The following is a 22,298-nucleotide window of genomic DNA, read 5'->3' as shown; positions in this document are numbered from 1 at the left end:
TGTAAGTTATTGATTTATCAGCATTTTTTGCTATGCTGTGCTGCTTAAGTGGTGCGTATTATAGACCCAGTATCGGCGGTTGTAAAGTGGTTTTTTGCATAAAAGGGGAGAAAGTTTGTAAGTGGTTGGTTTTTAAGGGGATTTTTATTTATTATTTTTTCAAGTATTGAGCCGAATTATCCATGTCTATATCATGTATTTACATTGTGCTGATTTATATCTATAATTGATTAAATTTTGTACAATTGGAACTTATTATGGACATCGCTACCCATCCTTTTGCAGATTTTGACTTTGCCAAGCTCAAGCAGTCTGCCTATGAATTTGACAATCCTATCATACAACTGCTTGCTGATCGCATACTTTTCACCCGCACAAATGGCGGCAGCCTCTCTCCGATTGATTTTCCAACAGGGATTGGTAAAACGCATAGCACCATGGTGGTTTTGCTCGAATATATGCTGCATCGCATACACCATCGCTTATATGGCGATCCAAATCCCTACCCCTTGCATCTACCCCTTTATATCACCAATGCTGTTGATAATGTTCGCGAAGCTTATGATAAACTCACCGATCTGATCAATACCGATGAACGGCTTAATCACCCACAAAAACAATGGCTCACCACCCAAACCCTACTTCTGCCAAACAATAATGACATTTTGCTTGACTTAATCATCAATCATCGACTGCCCAATATTTTAAACACTTTAAAGCTCAAACCATCGCAATCCATCACGGATCAAATTTCTAGCGTCAAAAGCCTGCACAAGATGCTACAAATTGAAATTCCCGATCCTATCATTATCAATACCTTAAATGCCAATCTACAAAAGCTGCTACCCAATGTATTCAAAAGTCTTTGCCAATTAATCAATACCGCCAATCATCTTAAATTCAAGACTTTGACACTGCAGCAGATTTCTGCACTATCCCAACTATTTCCCGCCATGCGACTACAAAATCCCGATACGCTTGCAGTATTTTTGACAACCATGAAACTCATGCACGGTGGTAGTTTGCCATTTGATACGCGCTATAATTTTGATGCACAAATGTCCCAACATCTGCTATTGATCGATGAAATCGATCGGCAAAATGGTGAGATTATTAATTTTCTATGCGATCAACAGTCGGTTAATCTACTAAAGCTTGCGTGTGAACTGTGTGTAAAATTACCAGTTTTTGCACCACCTACCACTGCCGAATATGAAGGCATTGCCAAGATTTTTACAAATTATTTTAACAAACTTAACTCGCTTAAAGATCGTTATCGCTTGACCAGTTCATTTTGCTTACATCACAAGATGTCAAATTTTCAAACCGCAGCATTATTTACCGATTATCAGACCACGCATCACGCGAGTTTGGATAAGAAATTTTGGGTATATTTTGATCAAGATAGCCACACCAATATCATCTTTGATGACACTTGCTTTGCACCCGAAGAACTGCCTGATGACAAATATCCTTTATACGAACTGTTCAATCAGCTCTCCATCATTGTTGGTCGTGACTTTATCTTTGCTCTAAATCACGCCTGCCAAAAACTTGTTAGCAACGCCAACAAACTAAACTTACCCTCCGATCCGCAAATGCAGCTTAACCTACTGTTTAACATTTATCGCCTTGATGACATTCGCCATCTGATTGATCCATTGCTTAATTTCTATAAAAATCTAGTAATCACAAGCTTGACCAATGATGGTAGTTTTCACACCAATGGCTTTAAGCTCAATGAAATTTACACACCCCTTGCCATGCATCAATTTGTCAGCTTTCACACCACATTATTTACTGAATCGCCCACAGCAATGATTGCACGCTGGATCGAACGCGGCACGCCGATCATTGGGATCAGTGCTACTGCCAATAATCAAAGCGTTATCCATAATTTTGACATGGCGTATCTTGAGCGGCGAATTGATGATAGACTGATCCGCATTAGTAGCGATGAACTTACGCACATCAATGCCCATTATCACAAACTGCGCGATTATTCACAGATTAAGATTGATTTTCACAGTTTGAACGGTCAAGCTGAAAGCTTTGTTCGTACACACTACCGCTATTTCTTGGACTTGAACACGCCACCTGTCATAGCCAATAACGCACAGCTTCAACAAGTATGGCATCGACTGTATGGCGATGATAAATCACTTGATGATACCGCAGTTGATCATCGCAAAGTGGCGTATTATTTGGGATTACTGGACAATTATTGCCAAGCGATTTGTGCTTTTTTGGATAATCACACAGCCGGTAATCGCTACATGATGTTAATGCTCAATCGCTTGCTTAATGACAATGAGCGTGAATTTTTCCAAAATTTTTTGGATGAATTATCAGCACGCCACCAAATAAACATCGTGTTTGATGTCGTCAATAGTGCCTATCTAAAATCCAATAAATTCGACAGCATTATCAAAGATAGACTCACTAAAAGCAGTGATAAGGTAATTATTTTTACCACTTACCAAACGCTATCATCGGGTGCGAATCCCGACTATCCCATCCACCCCGCCGACCGCGACTGGATCTGTACTTCAGCCCTACCAAGTCCCAAAATCACTTGCGATATCGATACTCTGTATCTGGACTTACCCACACATCTGATCACCGTGCCATCTTATCAGGATGAAAATCTGCACAGCACCAAGCTAAAATCCTTAGTACAAATCATGAGCCTGACAGATGCTGGCAAAGTCAGTCTCAGCGCCTGCGATGACTGGGTGAAATCTGTCTTAAATATGGAATTTAAACGACTCAGTCGATTAAAAAGTAATCACTATGGTGAAACCAATACCGCCAATGGTGACTACGCTCACGCTGTCTGTCGTCAAGTTGAACAAGCAATCGGACGAATCAACCGAAGCAGCCACAAACGCAAAAATCCGCTGATTTTTATCAGTCAAAAACTGCATGACCTGCTCAAACAAGTGCCAAAACCTACGCACATCACCACGCATGAATATCGCGGCTTGATTGACTTTGTGCATCAAACTGCTACAGCTACTGTACTGCCAAATCTTGCTTTAGCTCGCCTACAGACCGCTGCCAATACCGCCAATTATCGACATCATGTCATGATTCAAAGATTCTTGGATGACTTTAGTAAACTACACCAAGGCATTCCAGATGACACCGACAGCCAAGCCAAAGCCTGTGCCAAAATCCATGCATGGCACACTTTGCGCGAAATTTGCTTAAAACACCCTACCAGCATCAAGCCTGAGCCTACAGTATTTCAATACTATCTAAAGCCACCTACTCCCGCCAGCAGTTATCGTTTTTCGGGTGATTTTGAAGGAAATAAAAATACGCCCTGCAGCTTTTTTGGCTTGGATCATAACAGCCATCTGATCAGTGCCGATGAGATGCGTTTAAATATCCTTATGCAAAATTCCATTATCAAAAATTACTTCATCAAGCACGACTATGCCACCACTTGGCATGACGCCGCTGAATACATTTTGACACCCATTTTGGCAAATAATATCTACAAAGGCGCGCTGGGTGAAGCTGCCGGCAAGGCAATCTTGGAAGAGTACGGCTGTCAATTGGACGACTTGCCGCCAGAATATTTTGAGCTGTTTGACTATGTGATCAGCTATCAAGGCAAGCAAGCCCTGATTGATTTTAAGCACTGGAATCTGGATCGTCACGACAGCCGCTCAACTGCCGAGCGTGAAACGGCACTGATGCACATTCTACAAAAGCGAGATTTTATCTTGCGCCACCGCCATCCAAACACAGATATGCCATCGCGCTTGATCATCTGCAATATCCTATCCGATGTCACACGGCAGATACAGCAATATGAGCACAGTCAAGTACTCACCATCCCTGCGCTCATCGATCGGCACACAGGTCAAATCAACCAAGACGCCATAACGGCAATTTTGACCTTTATAAATCAGTCCGCCGATGAAGCTTTTAGCAATTAACTTGGAGCACTTGCCATGACACCATCACAAGTTTTGACCAATTTGATCGATCCTAAGCTGAACTTTGATAAAATTTTTGCTGATTTTTATGTCTATAAAATCCGCACAGATAACCTGCAAGGCCGTTATTTCGCCATCATTGATGAAATCAAACAGACACTCACACCAATCGCTTTGGTCAAATCACATAGTGAGTCGCAGACATTTTTTATCTTACGCACCGAGCGTTTGACCACGAATGGTTTTAAGCATTTTACCGCATCCATCATTGATAACCCTGGTGAAATACCCACTATAAACTGGCTGCGGTTACTGTTTCGTACACTCGCCATCACAAAGGAACAAGCAGCAAATCCAGACCCAAGCCTGGACACAGCCATGCCAATGACTTGTGAAACGGGTATTTATTATTGTTTTGAGCATTCGTTTTATCATGGATTTTTGGTTTGTCATGCGCACGCTATCGATGCTGAGACACTGACACATCATGACGATCAGATTGTACTGACGATAAAATCGGTCTGCTTTACACCCAAGCAGGCTTTTGCTTGGCGCAGTGATTTTCAATCAAAATTTGCGCACTTACCAACTTTTAACATTCAAAACTTTGGTGATGTCACTCAATTAACCAAATCCAGAAACAAACAGTCCAAATCCACCACGCCCAATACAAACCGTGATTACATCATGCGATCACCTTATAAAACTCGCACATCCAATCACAGCATCGAGCTGAATGCCAAAAATCCCCAAGCATTTTTCGCATCCAAAAGTGGCAGTTTGGCAAAGTTCATGCAGGATGTTAGGCTGTATTTATCGGATTATGTGACGCTAGATTTTCAGTCGATTAATAAGGATTATCAGGTGGACATTCAGAACAAAAAGCAGTTTGATAAGCATTTTACCATCATGCTTCATGAGCTTGGCAAGCATCCTATTTATTTGTTAAAAACCGATGATATCAGTGATACACTTTGTCAAACGCTGCAATTATATCTGTACGACACATGGCAAATCTGCGCTCAGCTCATGACACAAATCCATACCGATGATACAAACACAAAGATTTATTTTCTGCTACACCATGAGTCATTGTATTATGATGAACGCGGCGAGCGCGATCCTTATCATACCCTACAATCAGCGATCGCACACCATAGGGATATTGCTCAGAGCCTGACCTATGAGCAGATATTTACCAATGACAAGATCAATGGCAGCGGTCTTGAAAAATGCTTGTGCGAGCTGTTTATTAAACTTGAAAATCAGCAACAAAAACTACTCTTGGACGACACACCCAATCAAGCTTGTCAAATCATCAAGCCAACACTTTCAGATGATTATCATAAGCAGATCGTTGGCTTTCATGGCACTGATTATAATCCCAACGATAATCATCTTGCCCACTGGTCGCTAAAGTCTGATATCGATAACCATGCTAAGGATAATCAGCAATTTGATGATTTAAGCCTTCTGTATCAGCAGCTTTGCTATGTCATGACTGGTACAATGCCTGCTGTTTATCATCATGATGATCATTTGCTGATTTGGCATGGAGATATGATGCCAAAATACTATCTGATCCGTACAAGCAATCTTCTGCCCATTGCAGATGTGGACAATATTCACAAAATCATGACAGATATTGCCAAGGCGCGACAAGCTGGCTTTCAAAAACAATGGGCGATCGATTATCTGACTCAAACTGCAGATATCTCTGATAAATTGCGTGGGCAGCTGATGACAATTTGCCAATATTCAGCACCGATTTTACCCATCGATGCATTCGATAAAATCGGTATTGCATATAAAGGTGCTGGCAAGGTGTTTTTGGACTGGGTTTATGACAACTATGGCTATCGGTACAATTACAGCTTCAGAACCCAAAACTCAAGCACCGTACAGGCAGCGTGCGGATTTTATTATAACCACCAATATCAAGTTTATACCGCAGGACTGCATGACAGCCCAAAGGGAGTGATTGCTAACTTTAATCATATGCGAAAGGTTGTCGGCTTGCAAGGTGAGCTTGATCAGCTTGCACCCTGTGATGACATGCCGATACAAGTGTTTGGCTTGATTGAAAATTACCTACACATCCGCCATCGACAAAGTACGGTGCTGCCATTTTTATGCAAGCATTTGCGCGAATGGATCAAACAACAACAGTTTGTAGATGAGAAACAATGAAAGCAACACAACAAAAAAGCCTTTCGATTACTCGAAAGGCTTTCTTAATATGGTGGCGAGAGGCAGGATCGAACTGCCGACACACGGATTTTCAATCCGTTGCTCTACCAACTGAGCTATCACGCCAAAGTGGTGCATATTAAACCGCATTTTGACGGCTTTGTCAAGCATTTTTATAATGCTATTTGATAATTTGCAAAAAACCACGACAAGTTGCCCCATCGTGGTTTTGTGCTCATACCGTCAATCAATCGCCAGTATAGCCTTTTAATTTCAAGCGTGCTTTGTGCAGCAATGGCTCAGTATAGCCTGATGGCTGAGTTGCACCCTTAAAGATCAAATCAGCTGCCGCATTAAAGGCGATATTATTGTCAAAGTCTGCCGACATTGGGCGATATTCAGGGTCGCTCGCATTTTGCTCATCAACGACTTTTGCCATGCGTTTTAGCACCGCCCAGACTTCATCTTCGGTGACAATGCCGTGTGCCAGCCAGTTGGCAACATGCTGAGATGAGATACGCAAGGTCGCACGGTCTTCCATGAGGCCAATATTGTTGATGTCAGGGACTTTTGAGCATCCAACACCCAAATCTACCCAACGCACCACATAACCCAAAATACCTTGGCAGTTATTTTCAAGCTCTTTTTGCTTATCGCCATCGCTCCAGCTGGTATCTGTCGCCAGTGGAATGGTCAGCAAATCATCAATGGACGGCACTTGAGCAGATTGCAATGCTGCTTGACGCTCGGCGACACTACACTTGTGGTAATGGATCGCATGGATGGTCGCACCTGATGGGCTTGGTACCCATGCACAGCTTGCCCCTGCTTGTGGGTGCTCAATCTTGGTGCGGTACATATCAGCCAGCTCATCAGGCTTAGGCCACATACCTTTACCGATTTGGGCACGGCCTTTGAGCCCTGCTTTTAGGCCGATGATGACATTACGATCTTCATAGGCAGCAAACCATTTTTGACCCTTGATTTCACCTTTTCGTACAAATGCCCCCGCCTTCATAGCGGTGTGAATCTCATCACCTGTACGATCCATAAAGCCTGTATTGATAAAGATGGTACGCTCACGAGCTACCGAGATGCAGTTTTTCAGGTTGGCACTGGTGCGTTTTTCTTCGTCCATGATGCCCATTTTGACGCTGTTTTTTGGCAGTTTGAGTAGCTCTTCTGAGCGAGTAAACAACTCCACCGCAAAGGCAACTTCTTCTGAGCCATGCATTTTTGGCTTGACGATATACATCGAGCCTGTGCGAGAGTTACGCAAGGTATTTTTGCCAGTGATGTCGATGGTGGACAGCATTGGTGTGATCACCCCATCCATAATCCCTTCAAAAATCTCTTCACCGTCCACCAAAATCGCAGGGTTGGTCATCAAGTGACCTACATTACGCAGTAGTAGCACTGAGCGACCGTGCAGAGTTTGTGTATTACCTGACAAATCCGTAAAACTGCGATCAGCATTCAGCGTACGGGTAATGGTTTTGCCATTTTTTTCCATCACTTCAGACAGATCACCCTTCATCAGACCTAGCCAGTTGCGATAGCCTTCTACTTTTTCTTCGGCATCGACAGCAGCGACTGAGTCTTCTAGGTCTTGGATGGTGGTTACGGCAGCTTCTAGGATGACATCTTTGACGCCTGCTTTGTCCGATTGACCGATTTGGCTGGTTTTGTCAATTTGGATAATGGTATGTAGCCCATTGTTTTTTAGGATAATTTCTGTCGGCTCATCACTGCTGCCGTTATAGCCTTGTAGCTGCTCGGCAGTTTTGAGTGTGGTGATCGTGCCATCTGCCAAAGTAACGGCAAGTACACCGCCATCGATGGCATAGGCAGTAGCATCCGCGTGCGAGCCTGTCGCCAGTGGGTAGGTTTCATCTAGGAAATTTTTAGCAAATTCAATCACCTTTGCCCCACGCACAGGGTTATAGCCACGACCCTTATCGGCACCACCTTCTTCGCTGATGACATCAAAGCCATACAGCGCATCATACAGACTGCCCCAGCGAGCGTTGCCTGCGTTTAGTGCATAGCGAGCATTACGCACAGGTACAACAAGCTGTGCGCCTGCGATGGTGGCGATTTCGTCATCGACATTTTCGGTGGTGATTTCAAAATCCGCTACTTCTGGCTCAAGATAGCCGATGTCGGTGAGAAATTTTTTATAGGCTTCTAGCTCATAGGTGTTATTCTCATGCCACTCATCAATCTGCGCTTGCAGCTCATCACGGCGAGCAAGCAGGGCTTTGTTTTTTGGGGTGAGATCTTTGACAATCGCCTCAAAGCCTGCCCAAAACTCATCGCTTGAGACATTTGATAGTGGCAAAGCTTCATTTTCAATAAAATCATACAAAATCTTGTCAATGGCAAAGCTGCCTTTTTGGATGCGTTGTGTCGCCATAGTTTTATCCTTAAAAATCATTATCTTAAACTAAATCAAAAACGGTGCTTTAACCCAAAAGTCAAAACACCGCTTGTTACCAATTACCGTTATCGGTTAAACCAAGTGAATTGGTGCTAATGTTAGGCAGGGGAGCGACGCTGTACAAGTAGTACAGCAAGCGAGCCTAACGAAGCAGTAGCCCAATTCACGAAATGTTTAATTAGCCGCCAAATTGGTTCATGGTGTTCTTACTTGCATCCCCTGCTTTTAGTGCATTCTCACCTGAGAAGATCTCTTTGTGATCGTCACCGATATCAGAACCTGCCATGGCTTGGTGCTTAACGCAAGCGATGCCGCCGCGGATTTCTTTACGCTGTACACCTGCCACATACGCCAGCATACCTTCTTCACCAAAGTAACCTTTGGCAAGCTCATGCGTTGATAGCGCTGCGGTGTGGTAAGTTGGCAAGGTGATTAGGTGATGGAATACACCTGCTTCACGAGCTGCGTCCGCTTGGAATGTACGGATTTTTTCGTCTGCATCATTGGCAAGCTCAGAACCGTCATATTTGGCATCCATCAGTTTATCACGCTCATAGCCTGAGACATCTTTACCTTCAGCGACCCAGCGGTCATACGCTTGCTGGCGGAAGTTGATGGTCCAGTTGAATGATGGTGAGTTGTTGTACACCAATTTTGCGTCTGGAACTTGTTTCTTGATGTCATTAACAAAGCTTGCGATACCTGCCACGTCTGGTGTCGGGGTCTCGATCCAAATCATGTCAGCGCCATTTTGTAGCGAAGTTACGCAGTCAAGGACAACACGGTCATGCTGAGTGCCTTCACGGAACTGATACAAGCCTGATGGCAAGCGAGTTGGGCGATGTAGTTTGCCATTACGCTTGATTAGAATTTCATCTTCTTTGGCTTCAGAGATGTCGATCTCAGTAGTCTCTAGGTAGCTGATGTATTTGCTCGCTAGATCACCTGGTTCACGAGATACAGGGATTTTTTGAGTAAGGTCAGCACCTTCTGAGTCGGTACGAGCCACGATTACGCCATCATCGACACCTAGCTCAAGGAATGCATAGCGTACGGCATTGATTTTGGCTAGGAAATCTTCGTGCGGTACAGTTACTTTACCTGCTTGGTGGCCACACTGCTTAGCATCAGATACTTGGTTTTCGATTTGAATCGCACACGCACCTGCTTCAATCATTTGCTTGGTCAATAGGTAGGTCGCTTCTTCGTTACCAAAGCCTGCATCGATGTCAGCGATGATTGGTACAACATGAGTTTCAAAGTTGTCGATTTGAGCTTCGATTTCTTTTACTTTCGCTGTGTCGCCTGCTGCTTCAGCTTTTTGCATCGCACGGAATAGGTCGTTTAGCTCTTTGGCGTCTGCTTGGCGAAGGAATGTGTAGATTTCTTCGATCAGCTTAGGCACAGCAGTTTTTTCGTGCATTGATTGGTCAGGTAGTGGACCAAACTCTGAGCGAAGCGCTGCCACCATCCAGCCTGATAGGTAGATGTAGCGTTTGTTGGTGGTGCCGAAGTATTTTTTGTTGGCAATCATTTTTTGCTGAGCGATAAAGCCATGCCAGCAACCTAGTGATTGGGTGTATTTGCTGTTGTCCGCATCGTATTCTGCCATGTCACGACGCATGATGGCAGCGGTGTATTTGGCGATATCAAGACCAGTTTTGAAGCGGTTTTGGACGATCATGCGTGCCGCATCTTCTGGGCGAATGGCATCCCAAGTGCCGCCCAATTTTTCCTTAACTTTACGAACATGGTCTAGTGCTGATTGATAAGTCATGGCTAACTCCTTTCATTGACAACATAATTTGCATAAATGCACTGAATAAAGGTTGGCAAGTCTTTGCGTGATTCGCTTTGCCTTCCGATGGATACAGAATACCCAAAACTTGCGCATTTATCCAATAGCCTTTGCCAATGTTCGATATTTCATAAATAAATGGGTATTACAAAATCATTTACAAATAGAATAAATCATACTATACCATTTTAACTTGTTGATTTTTTAAGTATAAATGTTCCAATATAGCAATTTTTATTAATTTTTGTAAATTTAAACTATTTAACTACATTTATCAATTTCATAAATTTTACGCTATATTTGCGCCAATTATGCTAAAATAAAACACCTGTACCGCAAAATTTCGCCGCCTATGCCACAGTTTTTATCCCAGTTACCGTCTGATTTTGCTCATACTCATGCGAATTTGGCAAACTTTTTGACCGCCAAAGGCTCGCTGACGGCACTGCTTGAACAAGTTGCAAATCAGCCGCTGCGTGTCAAAATCGTACAAGAAGGTCATCGTGCGCTTACTTTCGCCCAAAAAAAGCAGCTTGGGCTTGATGTCAATCGCCCGCAGATCGCTTGGGTGCGCACGGTGCAGCTGTATGGCGCAAGTGATCGCGCTTGGGTGATGGCAAGCAGTATTTTTCCACTTAAAACCTTACAAGGCGAACTAAACCGCCTAAGGCATTTGGGTAATACACCGATTGGCTATGTATTGTTTAAAAAACATCGCACCCTACCGCACACACGCAGGCTATATCACACCATTGACGGCGAATATGGGCGCAGCACTTTATATGAATATCATGGCAAAAAATTATTGATTGATGAGCTTTTTTTGGCAGAGTTTTGTGAATTTTTGCAAAATCAATGAAATATTATTCATGTCAAGATGAGAATTTTCCCTGCGAAAAATCATCTTTCTATTAGGCATCATCTGATAAATATGTTACACTAAGCCCACTGTTTTATCCTTCCTTCAACACTCAAGGACATCTCATGTTTAAAGAAATCTCTTTACACCAATACGATCCAGAATTGGCAGTTCATATCGATGCTGAAGCACAGCGTCAAGAAGATCACATTGAGCTGATCGCATCAGAAAACTACTGCTCGCCTGCAGTGATGGAAGCGCAAGGCACAGCACTGACCAACAAATATGCAGAAGGCTATCCAGGCAAGCGTTACTACGGCGGCTGTGAGCATGTGGATGTGATCGAACAAATCGCCATCGATCGTGCCAAAGAGCTATTTGGTGCTGATTATGTCAATGTGCAGCCACATTCAGGCTCAAGCGCCAACAGCGCAGTTTTCCTAGCATTGCTTAAGCCAAATGATACCGTGCTTGGCATGAGCCTAGCTCACGGCGGTCACTTGACACACGGCGCGACAGTGAACTTCTCAGGCCGTAACTACAACGCGGTACAATATGGTCTGAACCCAGAAACTGGCTTGATCGATTATGAAGAAGTGGCGCGTCTGGCGCGTGAACATAAGCCAAAGATGATCATCGCAGGCTTCTCAGCATACAGTCAAGTGGTTGATTGGCAAAAATTCCGCGAAATCGCCGATGAAGTTGGTGCGTATCTGATGGTCGATATGGCGCATGTGGCAGGTCTTGTGGCAGCAGGTGTTTATCCAAGCCCAGTACAAATCGCCGATGTAACAACCACCACCACGCACAAAACGCTACGCGGCCCGCGCTCAGGCCTAATCCTAGCCCGCGCCAATGAAGAGATTGAGAAAAAATTGGCATCAGCGGTATTCCCAGGTAACCAAGGCGGCCCACTGATGCACGCCATCGCCGCCAAAGCTGTCTGCTTCAAAGAAGCGATGAGCGATGAGTACAAAGCATATCAACAGCAAGTCGTCGCTAACGCCAAAGCAATGGCAGAAGTCATCCAATCTCGTGGCTATGACATCGTCTCAGGTGGCACAGAGAACCATCTGATGCTAATTAGCCTAATCAAGCAAGAAATCACTGGTAAAGAAGCGGACAAATGGCTGGGTGATGCACACATCACTGTGAACAAAAACTCAGTACCAAACGATCCAAAATCACCATTTGTCACTTCAGGTATCCGTATCGGTACGCCTGCGGTGACCACTCGTGGCTTTGGCGAAGCTGAATGTCGTGAGTTGGCAGGCTGGATCTGCGATGTGCTAGACGCTCGTGGTGATGAAGCTGTTATCGCTGCCACTCGTGAAAAAGTCGCCGCCATCTGCAAAAAACTGCCAGTCTATGAGCGCAATGCTTAATCATTGACTGTGTAAATGATAAAAACTCGTCCATTTGGGCGGGTTTTTTCGTTTAGGGATTGGGTTTTGATCGATGGTGTCATTAATTCGGCGTCAGGTGTCATCCTGCACAGTTTTGTCAATTTTCAAACATTAACAATTATTAAGCTGATTTATATGGGCGCACTGCATACGCCCACGATGAAGATTTTAAAGAAGGCTTATTCAAAGCCAATCATTTGCCAAATCGCTCTGTGCAAAACGCACTTTGATCCTGAAACGGTTTTCAAATTTACAAATACACCGCCACTTCAAAACCTTCACGGATCGCGCGTTTGGCATCGACACGCTCAGCAGATTTCGCCCCACCGATGACATGATATTGCGCTTTTGGCGTATCACCAAGCTGCGGCATTAGGTGATTCACCGATACCTGACCGACGCACAGCACCACAGTATCGACACGCAACAGTTGTGATACGCCATCGACAGTGACCCACAAGCCTTCTTCGGTGATTTTATCATAGCTGACTCCTGCCATTTGGATTACGCCTGCTTGCTTAATCACCGCTTTATGCACCCAGCCTGTGGTCTTGTTCAGGCTTTTGCCAAGCTTGCCCTTGCTGCGCTGCAAGAGATATACTTGGCGCGCAGGCGTATGCGGATTGGCAGTCTGTAGCGCGCCTGCCGTCTGATAATCCGCCGCCGCATCCACACCCCACTGGGTAAAAAAGTCTTCTGCCGTCTGTGCTTGTGGCACAAACTCTGCATCATTAACATCTGCTGATACGCGCGCACCATGGGTCAAAAACTCAGCGACATCAAAGCCAATACCCCCTGCACCCAGTACCGCCACGCGCTCACCAGCGACTTTCTCACCGCTTAGTAGCTCGCTATAGCTCATCACCTGTGGCAACTCACGCCCTGCAATCTCAATCTCGCGCGGCACAACGCCTGTGGCGATGACGATGTGATCGGCGTTCAAGCTGTCCAAAAACGCCTTATCCACCGCCGTATTCAGATGTAGCTCGATGCCAAGCTGTGCAATCTGCTCACGAAAATAGCGAATGGTCTCAAAAAATTCTTCTTTGCCTGGAATGACCTTGGCAAAATTAAACTGCCCACCGATAAAAGGCTTAGCTTCATAAATAGTGACCTGATGTCCACGACTTGCCGCCGTCACCGCCGCTGCAAGACCTGAGACGCCTGCGCCGACGATGACGACTTTTTTGGCTTTTTTGGCTTTTTTGATGATAATTTCACTTTCGTGGCACGCCAAAGGATTGACCAGACACGACGCACGCTCACCGCTAAAGGTGTGATCTAAGCACGCTTGGTTACAGCCGATACAGGTATTGATAAGATTGGCTTGATTATGATATGCCTTATTAACCCATTCGCTATCAGCCAAAAATGGTCGCGCCATCTGCACCATGTCAGCTTGACCACTGGCGATGATATGAGCGGCGGTCTTCGGCATATTGATGCGATTGGCAGCGATCACAGGGATACCGACCGCTTGCTTGACTGCAGCGGTATAACGCACAAATGCTGCTCGTGGCACGCTGGTGACAATGGTCGGAATGCGCGCTTCATGCCAGCCGATGCCTGTATTTAATAAAGTCACGCCTGCACTTTCAAGAGCTTTGGCAACAGCGATGACATCTGCCATCGTCGCACCATCTTCAACAAGCTCAATCATCGATAAGCGAAAGCTGATGATGAAATCTTGACCTGCCGCCGCGCGTACCGCTTGGACAATCTCGATGGCAAAGCGCATCCGATTTTCAAGGCTACCACCATATTCGTCACTGCGCTTATTGCTGCGCGCTGATAGGAACTGATTGATAAGATATCCTTCAGAACCCATAATCTCCACACCATCATAGCCCGCTTTTTTGGCAAGTGTGGCGGTATGGGCGAAATCCTGCACTGTGGCTTTGATATTTTTTACACTCATCTGCCGCGGCTTGAATGGTGAAATCGGTGATTTGATTGGGCTTGGCGCAACGACAAACGGATGATAGCCATAGCGACCAGAGTGTAGAATTTGTAATAAGATTTTTGCGTCATGCTTGTGCACCGCTCGCGTCACACGCGCATGATGCACAACATCGGCAAGGCGATTGAGTGTACCACCAAGCGGCGTCAGCCAGCCTTGTTTATTCGGTGAAATACCCCCCGTGACGATCAAGCCCACGCCACCTTTGGCACGCGCTTCAAAATAGCTTGCCAATTTGCCATAATGATAAAAACGATCTTCAAGCCCTGTGTGCATCGATCCCATGACAATGCGGTTTTTGAGCACCGTAAAGCCCAAATCCAGCGGCTCAAACAGCTCAGGATATGCCGTCTGCTCAGGCTTGATCGGTGCAGTGTGAGTAGGAATCAGTTTGTTTAGGCGTTTTTTGATAAATGACAATGGCATGGCAAAAATCCGTTTGGCAATCAAGCGAATAAGATGGTTTGAATTGCCAATTTTATCATATTTTGCATACGCCTAAAGATTATTTTTAATAAATGACTGCTCGGTCAGCGTGCCAATTTGCCATCAAATACTGCAAACTTTCGCACAAACCATTTGCCAAACCACAAAAATCAGAGTAAGCTAATCACAGTCAATTTACCCACTTTTTATCGAGAAATATTATGTCAGATACCATTACTATCTCAGGTCAAATCACTGTCGATGATGTCAAATTCTTAGCTGAGCAAGGCTACAAAACCCTAGTGAACAACCGCCCTGATGGCGAAGAAGCAGGTCAGCCGACCAGCGATGAAATCAAAGCTGCCGCGACCGAACACGGCATCATCTACGCCCACATTCCATTCAGTGGTGGAATGCTTGAGATGCGCCATGTGCAAGAATTTGCTGACTTTTTCAATAGCACCGAGCGCCCATTGCACATTTTCTGCCGTAGTGGCAACCGCTCAAGCATCATCCTGCAAGCAGCACGCGAGCAAGATTTGTTAGATGAAGATTGATTGGGTTTTAAATATAAATGCTTAAAACAGCCTGTTTTAGCTGACACGATCAACATAGTACGGCGTTTTCATGGTTGTTTTTCAGTTGATGGTATGAGGTTGGTTTCTATGCCATCTTAAGCCTTGGCTGTAAAAATAGTCAGCATTCAGACAACCAAATCAAGAATAAAAAATCCCAAGTAATTGATTTACTTGGGATTTTTTGGGTAACTTGGTGGAGATGGCGGGAGTTGAACCCGCGTCCGCCAGCACTACGCCCATAGCTCTACATGTTTAGAATCTGTCTATGGCTTTAATCCGCACCGAACCGACAGTCAGGATGGATTGGACGATTTGCTGAGAGTTTCGCTCAAGTCATCACAACGCTAACTTGGGCTATCCTTTGTGCGTTCGCTTCGGGGAGAGTGACCAGACCAAAGGCAATCTGCACCGTCCCAAGCTGCCCTTAGGCTGCTAGAGCGTAAGTTTCGTCGTTTGCGACTATTTTAAATGTATGTTGATTTACAAGAGTCACACGCTCTTGACATGCACTATTGAGTTTCATTACCAGCGTCGAAGCCAGAACATCCCCAATGTTGATTTTTGATTATATCAGATTTGAGTGCGTCGTTCAATCGTTATAATCAGGCATTTTGGTTGGGCTGCCGTTTTTGTCGATGAAATACACTTGATTGCCCTCGACCACATAGGCCGCACCCTTGACAAAATCCGACGCATCGTCAAATTTAAAATCAATCACAAGCTCACCGGTTTTATCGATATAGCCGTATTTGTGCAGCTCAACGCCATCGCCATCAGTTTCGCCTGATTTTTTAGTGACAACCGCCAAGCCTTCAGAAAAATCCTTCGCCGAGTCAAACTCAGGCTTGATCACCATTTTGCCATCGGTATTGATGTAGCCAAATTTCTTGCCCGATTTGACAACGACCAAACCATCTTCGAACCAGTTGCCCGTGATTTCATAGTTTGGCTTGATGATAACTTTACCAGTTTTATCAATAAAACCGTATTTGCCATTGCTCTCAATTTTGGCTCGACCTTCCCAGAAGCTCCACGCATCTTTGTACTGTGGCTTAATTTTAACTTTACCAAATTTATCAATAAAGCCATACTGCTCGCCTTGCTTGATCAGCGCCAAACCATCGCTAAACGGATAAGCTTCTTGATATACTGCAGGAATCACAAGCTTGCCTTGGGCATTGACATAGCCGTATTTATCGCCTTTTTGTACCGCAGCCAAGCCTTCGCTATAGCCACAGTCAGGCTGACTGGTGACAAAGCTTGTCTCATCAGGCAGGCTCGTCTCAGCACAAGCAGGCGTATCCATGGTATCAAAGCCAAAGCTTGCCAGCGTGTTATCATTTGCCAAAGCAGACACACTCATCATCAAGCTTGCGGCCAAGACAGGTGCGCGAAACAATGCTAAAGTTTTCATAATTATCTCAATAATTCCAAAAATTTGCGCTAAATTTTGGCACAAAATCCATCAAATTACCAGTGCTGGCGGTAAAGATTTCGTATGGCTTTGGTGGCAAATCTTAACGCAAGTTTGCACAAGTGATGAACCTATCAATGAAACTGCCATCAGCTGAGTGTCTCAATGATCGCCGCTTTTAATACTGCCAATTTATCATCATCAAGACGCTGACCATTTTTATCGCTCAAATAAAACATATCTTCAGCGCGCTCGCCAAGCGTGGTAATGCGTGCGCCATGCACTTCAAGTCCCAATCGACTGAACACCGCGCCGACTTTGGCAAGCAGCGATGGACGGTCTTTGGTAATCAGGTGCATCTGATGATGACCTTGGTGCGCCAAAGCGGTCGCGGCGGTGAACTGCACCTGCGTCGGCACAGTAAAGTGCTTAAGCTTGGTATTAAAGCCATAAGTGCTTGGCGGTACATGGCAGCCGCCTTGGCGCAGCCCTTGTTTTAGGCGGCTGATGATCTCATCGGCGTGCTTGGGATTGCCAAGAATATCGGTCTGATGTGCATTGGCGACGCGGTCGATGACCACATAAGAATCCAGTGCCACCGTCTTATCTGCAATGGTCGCAGTCAAAATATTGGCATCGAGCACTGATAAACCCAACTGATCAAGCACGCACACGGTTGTGGCGAACAGATTGTCGTGATCAGGCGCACAGATCAAGAGCTGAATACCACCAAGGCTCAAATCACTGTGCGCGCGCAACGCCACAATCGGCTCGCCATTGGCAAGTTTGTCTTGTGCTTTTAAAATCTCTGCCGACTGCCACGCGATGTCGAAGTGCTTTTGTTTTAAGAAATATTCTTCGCCAAAATTCGCCCACAGCTGATCCAATTGTTCGCGCTCAATGGTTGGTAAAATATCACAGGCTTTATTTTTGCGATTTTCGATCACCACATCTTTATCAGTCACATGACTGCCAAGGCTATGCACGCGGTGCACCGAGATGTACAGCTGCTTGAGTAGAGCTGCACGCCATGTGTTCCACAGCTGCGAATTGGTGGCATTCATGTCGGCGACGGTCAGCACATATAAGTGATTGAGCCGCGTGATACTGCCGGTAAATTCAGCAAAATTGGCGATGACTTCAGGGTCTGAGATGTCTTGTTTTTGAGCGGTCAAGGACATGGTCAGATGCTCAAGCACAAGCCACTGCACAAGCTTTGCGTCAGCTTCACTCATACCATGACCGATGCAAAATTCATATGCATCGACCGCGCCAAGCTTAGAATGATCGCCGCCGCGACCTTTGGCGATGTCATGGAAAATCGCAGCCAGTACCAAAATGTCTTTGCGGACGATTTTTTGATACACTTCACTGACCAAGCCAAAATCATCGGCGCGCGCCTCATCACCAAAGCGGTGCAAAATCCGCACAAGCAGCAAAGTATGCGCATCGACCGTGTAGCGATGGAACAAATCGTACTGCATCAAGCCCATGATTTTGCCAAAGGCAGGCAGATAATTGCCCAACACACCAAATCGCTTCATCAAGCGCAGGCGGTGAAACAGATAATTGCTTTCTTGTAAATTTGCCAAAAACAGTGCTTGATGTTCAGGCTTGCCGCGGTATTCATCATCAATCACAGGACTTGCCAAATAAATGGCGCGCAAGGTGCTGGCAGTAATTTGCTTAATGCCACGCTGCCCCATAAGTAAAAATACCTTAAGCAAATTGGCAGGATTATCGGTAAAAACATCAGCATGAGTGATGGCGATTTTATCCACCGATGTCGGCATACGGTCATGAATATCACAGCTGCCATTGCTGTCCATCTGCTCACGCACGATACAAAAATCATCATCGATCGGCGTGATTGTCACCACGGGCTTCAGATAATTTTCATAAAAATAACTGCACAGCATCTCAGAGATCGCCGCCACGCGCATGGCATGGCGATAATACAGACGCATCATCGCTTCAAGCGCGGTGGTGACATCGCTGTGCGTGGTATTACTGCTTTGCAGATAATAGCCCATGCGCTGAGCGATGGTTTTTTGGTGGTCAAACAGCAAGCGATCTTCGTGGCGCGCGGTTTGCATATGCAGATGATGGCGAATGCACCATAAGAATTTCTGTGCATTTTGTAAAATGGTAAATTCAGCAGGACTAATAAATCCTGTCGCTGTCAAACTGTGCAAATCATGCTCGCGCCCAAAATAAAATCGACCAAGCCAAGTGATCATGTGCAAATCACGCAAGCCACCTGGTGCGGTTTTGATGTTTGGCTCAAGATTGTATTCAGTGGCATTGTGCGACAGATACCGCTCTTTGGACTCCGCCATCTTGGCATCAAAATAGGCTTTGGCGCTCCATGCCGTCTTTACCGCTTGATAAGGAAAATCCGCCAGTGTGTCATTGCCTGCCAATAAGCGCGCTTCAAGTAGTGCACTTGCGATAGTCTGATCACTGACGGCAACCTTAGTATCATCAAGGCTGCGTACCGAGATCGCAGGCGTGACGCCAATGTCCCAAAGCTTAGCAACAAAAGCTTCCACCGTCGATTTGGCTTGGGCGACATCATCGCCGATCAGCAAAATATCAATGTCCGATGCAGGCAAAAGCTCACCGCGTCCATAGCCACCGACAGCAAACAGCGCAAAATCATCAGTAAAATCAAACACATCAAAAATCTTCGCCAAAATCGTATCGACAGCCAGCGTGCGAATCGTGATCAGATCAGCGATGTATTCTGCCGCATCGACGCCATAAGCGATCATTTGCTTGTCAATGGCGGTATTGACAGCATCAAGCCAGTGCTTGACAAGCGCACCATCAAAATCGCGTGTGCTGATGACAGGTGGCGGCGCGATGGACAAATGCAAAGCTTGGCAGCGTGTGGCGAGCAGTTGGGCAGATGAAGTTGACATGATTTTCCTTAATTTTACTTGACAAATTCTTTTAAAATTTACAGATTATTTTAACCGTAAAAAAAGGGCATACGAACAAGCGCACGCCCTTTTGATCGACCAAGATGCTTGATCCATCAGCTGTTTAAGAAGCTCAAATCTTCTTCAGGGCGCGCAGTGGTGACGATACAGCCGTCATCGGTGACGATCAGCGTATGCTCCCACTGTGCTGATAGCTTGCGGTCTTTGGTGATCGCTGTCCAGCCATCTTTCATCACTTTGGTCTGCCACACGCCTTGGTTGATCATCGGTTCGATGGTGAACGCCATGCCAGTTTTTAGCTCAACGCCTGTACCTGCTTTGCCGTAGTGTAGCACTTGCGGCTCAGCATGGAAAGTCTCGCCGATGCCATGACCGCAAAATTCGCGGACGATGCTAAAGCGCTCAGGCTCAACGACTTTTTGGATCGCAGCACCGATATCGCCAAGTCTTGCGCCGTTTTTCACCACTTTCATGCCAGCGTACAGCGCTTCTTGGGCAACGCGACAAATGCGCTCAGCCATCACCGAACCTTGACCGACGATCCACATTTTGGATGTATCACCATAAAATCCATCTTTAATCACTGTGATGTCAATATTAATAATATCGCCATCTTTCAGTAGGCGTTCGTGGTCAGGAATGCCATGACAGACCACATGGTTGATGCTGGTGCAGATGGATTTTGGGAAGCCATTGTAGTTCAGCGGTGCAGGGATTGCGCCGTGATCTAGAATATATTCATGGGCGATGTCGTTCAATGCGCCTGTGCTGACGCCTTCTTTGATATATTCATCAAGCATAATCAGCACATCGGCGGCAAGCTTGCCCGCGACTTGCATTTTTGCGATTTGCTCAGCATTTAAAATAGGGATATTTTTACTCATAAGGGTACAATAAAAAAATGGATATGAAATTTCACATCCATTGTACCGTAAAAGCGGGATTTTCACAAATGACTGAGAAATTTTTGTTTTACGCTCGCTTTTCTTAACACTTAAACAAACCATCAGCACCCACCGCTCATGGTTTGTTTATAACAAGCTTTATTCTGACAGCACGCACGCCGTCTCTGGAGTGCGCTCCATGATGATCTTGCCATGCCGCACGCTTAGTAATGCCTTGGATTGATTTGCCAAAGCCTCATAATCATTCTTGGCATCCAAGATGATAAAATTGGCTGGCTTGTCAATCTCCACACCGTACTGGTCAAGTACATTGAGCGTCTTGGCGCCATTGATTGAGATAAAATCTAAGCATCTAGACAGGTCTTGATAGCCTAACATATGACAAATATGCAACCCAGCATCCAAAATACGCATGATGTTACCATTGCCCATCGGATACCACGGATCTCGGATTGAATCTTGGGCAAAGCAAATATTCATACCTGCAGCATCGATCTCTGGCACGCGTGTCAGCCCGCGACGCTTTGGATAAGTGTCATACCGACCTTGCAGATGGATACTTTCGGTTGGGCAGCTGATAAAGTTGATTTTTGATTCTTTTAGCAAACGAAATAGCTTAAAGCAATACGCATTATCATAAGACCCCATCGCTGTCGTATGACTTGCCGTGGTGCGCTCGCCCATACCGCGCTGCAGTACTTCATCAGCCAGCACTTCTAAGAAACGCGAGTTCGGATCATCAGTTTCATCACAATGCACATCGATTAACTTGTCATATTTTTCTGCCAAAGTTACCAAATACTTGACCGATTCCACCCCTTTATCACGCGTATATTCAAAGTGTGGAATACCACCCACCACATCCGCACCCATCTGCACCGCCCGCTCTAACAAGGCGCGACCATTGGCAAAAGACTCAATCCCTTCTTGTGGAAAAGCAACGATCTGAATATCCATCAAATCTTTTACCTCATCCTTAATCTCAAGCAGTGCCTGCATCCCAATCATATTAGGATCTGTGGTATCAGCGTGCGTTCTGACATATTGAATTCCGTGACTGGCAAGCATCTGCACCGCTTCTCGCGCTCGTCTTTTGGTATCTTGGATTTGATCGGTTTGTGATTTTTGCACCCATGCTTTGCGCTGACCCCAACGCTCAATCCCCTCAAACAAAGTCCCTGTCATGTTCCATTCTGGTTCGCCTGCCGTCAAGACATAATCCAAATGAATGTGCGGCTCAACAAATGGCGCCATCAAAAGACTCTGCTTGGCATCGATGATTTGCTCATTATCAACTGTATGGATTAATCCTTCTTGTAGGCTGATGGCGCTGAATTTGCCCTGAACGCATTCGATGGTGAATAACCCAGTGCGGCCGCGCAATCTTGCATTGATAACTTTCATGACATACTCCTTTTAATATTTAA

The 22,298-nt window shown here is 45.4% G+C and carries 12 protein-coding genes, 1 tRNA gene and 1 other RNA gene; 5 read left to right on the top strand and 9 right to left on the bottom strand.

Annotated elements, in window-relative coordinates; genetic code table 11:
- The first annotated feature begins 257 nt into the window (after nt 1-257).
- Both NGM44_RS07315 and NGM44_RS07310 read left to right on the top strand, forming a co-directional pair.
- Nucleotides 258-3,950 carry a hypothetical protein gene (locus NGM44_RS07315; RefSeq protein ID WP_253223057.1) on the top strand — a complete coding sequence of 1,231 codons (3,693 nt, stop codon included), beginning with the start codon at nt 258-260 and terminating at the stop codon, nt 3,948-3,950.
- Nucleotides 3,951-3,965: 15 nt separating this feature from the next.
- Nucleotides 3,966-6,140 carry a hypothetical protein gene (locus NGM44_RS07310; protein WP_253223056.1) on the top strand — a complete coding sequence of 725 codons (2,175 nt, stop codon included), beginning with the start codon at nt 3,966-3,968 and terminating at the stop codon, nt 6,138-6,140.
- A gap of 50 nt (nt 6,141-6,190) precedes the next feature.
- Here NGM44_RS07310 and NGM44_RS07305 read toward each other — a convergent pair.
- The 3 genes from NGM44_RS07305 to NGM44_RS07295 form a co-directional block, all read right to left on the bottom strand.
- Nucleotides 6,191-6,266, bottom strand: a tRNA-Phe gene (locus tag NGM44_RS07305).
- 121 nt (nt 6,267-6,387) lie between these two features.
- Nucleotides 6,388-8,556, bottom strand: a complete 2,169-nt coding sequence (locus NGM44_RS07300) for a malate synthase G (protein ID WP_253223055.1) — start codon at nt 8,554-8,556, stop codon at nt 6,388-6,390.
- Nucleotides 8,557-8,758: 202 nt separating this feature from the next.
- Entirely contained in the window at nt 8,759-10,357 is a 1,599-nt protein-coding gene (locus tag NGM44_RS07295; RefSeq protein ID WP_103034177.1) for an isocitrate lyase, read from the bottom strand.
- A gap of 373 nt (nt 10,358-10,730) precedes the next feature.
- Here NGM44_RS07295 and NGM44_RS07290 point away from each other — a divergent pair, with 373 nt between their 5' ends.
- A complete protein-coding gene (locus NGM44_RS07290; RefSeq protein ID WP_253223054.1) occupies nt 10,731-11,237 on the top strand; it encodes a chorismate lyase in 507 nt (168 codons plus the stop codon).
- A gap of 125 nt (nt 11,238-11,362) precedes the next feature.
- The gene (gene glyA, locus NGM44_RS07285) at nt 11,363-12,622 is read left to right on the top strand and encodes a serine hydroxymethyltransferase (RefSeq protein ID WP_253223053.1); all 1,260 of its coding nucleotides are present in this window, start codon (nt 11,363-11,365) and stop codon (nt 12,620-12,622) included.
- A gap of 271 nt (nt 12,623-12,893) precedes the next feature.
- Here glyA and NGM44_RS07280 read toward each other — a convergent pair whose 3' ends face one another.
- Entirely contained in the window at nt 12,894-15,029 is a 2,136-nt protein-coding gene (locus NGM44_RS07280; protein ID WP_253223052.1) for an NADPH-dependent 2,4-dienoyl-CoA reductase, read from the bottom strand.
- Nucleotides 15,030-15,250: 221 nt separating this feature from the next.
- Here NGM44_RS07280 and NGM44_RS07275 point away from each other — a divergent pair, with 221 nt between their 5' ends.
- Nucleotides 15,251-15,586 carry a TIGR01244 family sulfur transferase gene (locus NGM44_RS07275; protein WP_253223051.1) on the top strand — a complete coding sequence of 112 codons (336 nt, stop codon included), beginning with the start codon at nt 15,251-15,253 and terminating at the stop codon, nt 15,584-15,586.
- A gap of 212 nt (nt 15,587-15,798) precedes the next feature.
- Here the strand turns inward: NGM44_RS07275 and ssrA are convergent.
- The 5 genes from ssrA to codA form a co-directional block, all read right to left on the bottom strand.
- Nucleotides 15,799-16,157, bottom strand: a transfer-messenger RNA (tmRNA) gene (gene ssrA, locus NGM44_RS07270).
- Nucleotides 16,158-16,196: 39 nt separating this feature from the next.
- Entirely contained in the window at nt 16,197-17,021 is an 825-nt protein-coding gene (locus NGM44_RS07265; RefSeq protein ID WP_253223050.1) for a WG repeat-containing protein, read from the bottom strand.
- A gap of 149 nt (nt 17,022-17,170) precedes the next feature.
- A complete protein-coding gene (gene glnD / locus NGM44_RS07260) occupies nt 17,171-19,945 on the bottom strand; it encodes a [protein-PII] uridylyltransferase (protein WP_253223049.1) in 2,775 nt (924 codons plus the stop codon).
- 116 nt (nt 19,946-20,061) lie between these two features.
- Nucleotides 20,062-20,850 (bottom strand): type I methionyl aminopeptidase, encoded by a 789-nt coding sequence (gene map / locus NGM44_RS07255; RefSeq protein ID WP_253223048.1) that lies wholly within the window; start codon nt 20,848-20,850, stop codon nt 20,062-20,064.
- 159 nt (nt 20,851-21,009) lie between these two features.
- A complete protein-coding gene (codA, locus tag NGM44_RS07250; protein WP_253223047.1) occupies nt 21,010-22,275 on the bottom strand; it encodes a cytosine deaminase in 1,266 nt (421 codons plus the stop codon).
- Between the last annotated feature and the right edge of the window lie 23 nt (nt 22,276-22,298).

It is taken from the genome of Moraxella sp. FZFQ2102 (assembly GCF_024137865.1).
GTDB lineage: Bacteria > Pseudomonadota > Gammaproteobacteria > Pseudomonadales > Moraxellaceae > Moraxella.
Note: the sequence above shows the minus strand (reverse complement) of the source record. Positions and strands in the feature narration are given on the sequence as shown.

What these genes read in the sequence shown, in the direction of transcription:
- NGM44_RS07275 (WP_253223051.1), top strand. Translation starts at nt 15,251, where the DNA reads ATGTCAGATACCATTACTATCTCAGGTCAAATCACTGTCGATGATGTC.
- NGM44_RS07300 (WP_253223055.1), bottom strand. Translation starts at nt 8,556, where the DNA reads ATGGCGACACAACGCATCCAAAAAGGCAGCTTTGCCATTGACAAGATT.
- NGM44_RS07280 (WP_253223052.1), bottom strand. Translation starts at nt 15,029, where the DNA reads ATGCCATTGTCATTTATCAAAAAACGCCTAAACAAACTGATTCCTACT.
- NGM44_RS07315 (WP_253223057.1), top strand. Translation starts at nt 258, where the DNA reads ATGGACATCGCTACCCATCCTTTTGCAGATTTTGACTTTGCCAAGCTC.
- NGM44_RS07295 (WP_103034177.1), bottom strand. Translation starts at nt 10,357, where the DNA reads ATGACTTATCAATCAGCACTAGACCATGTTCGTAAAGTTAAGGAAAAA.
- codA (WP_253223047.1), bottom strand. Translation starts at nt 22,275, where the DNA reads ATGAAAGTTATCAATGCAAGATTGCGCGGCCGCACTGGGTTATTCACC.
- glnD (WP_253223049.1), bottom strand. Translation starts at nt 19,945, where the DNA reads ATGTCAACTTCATCTGCCCAACTGCTCGCCACACGCTGCCAAGCTTTG.
- NGM44_RS07265 (WP_253223050.1), bottom strand. Translation starts at nt 17,021, where the DNA reads ATGAAAACTTTAGCATTGTTTCGCGCACCTGTCTTGGCCGCAAGCTTG.
- NGM44_RS07310 (WP_253223056.1), top strand. Translation starts at nt 3,966, where the DNA reads ATGACACCATCACAAGTTTTGACCAATTTGATCGATCCTAAGCTGAAC.
- NGM44_RS07290 (WP_253223054.1), top strand. Translation starts at nt 10,731, where the DNA reads ATGCCACAGTTTTTATCCCAGTTACCGTCTGATTTTGCTCATACTCAT.
- map (WP_253223048.1), bottom strand. Translation starts at nt 20,850, where the DNA reads ATGAGTAAAAATATCCCTATTTTAAATGCTGAGCAAATCGCAAAAATG.
- glyA (WP_253223053.1), top strand. Translation starts at nt 11,363, where the DNA reads ATGTTTAAAGAAATCTCTTTACACCAATACGATCCAGAATTGGCAGTT.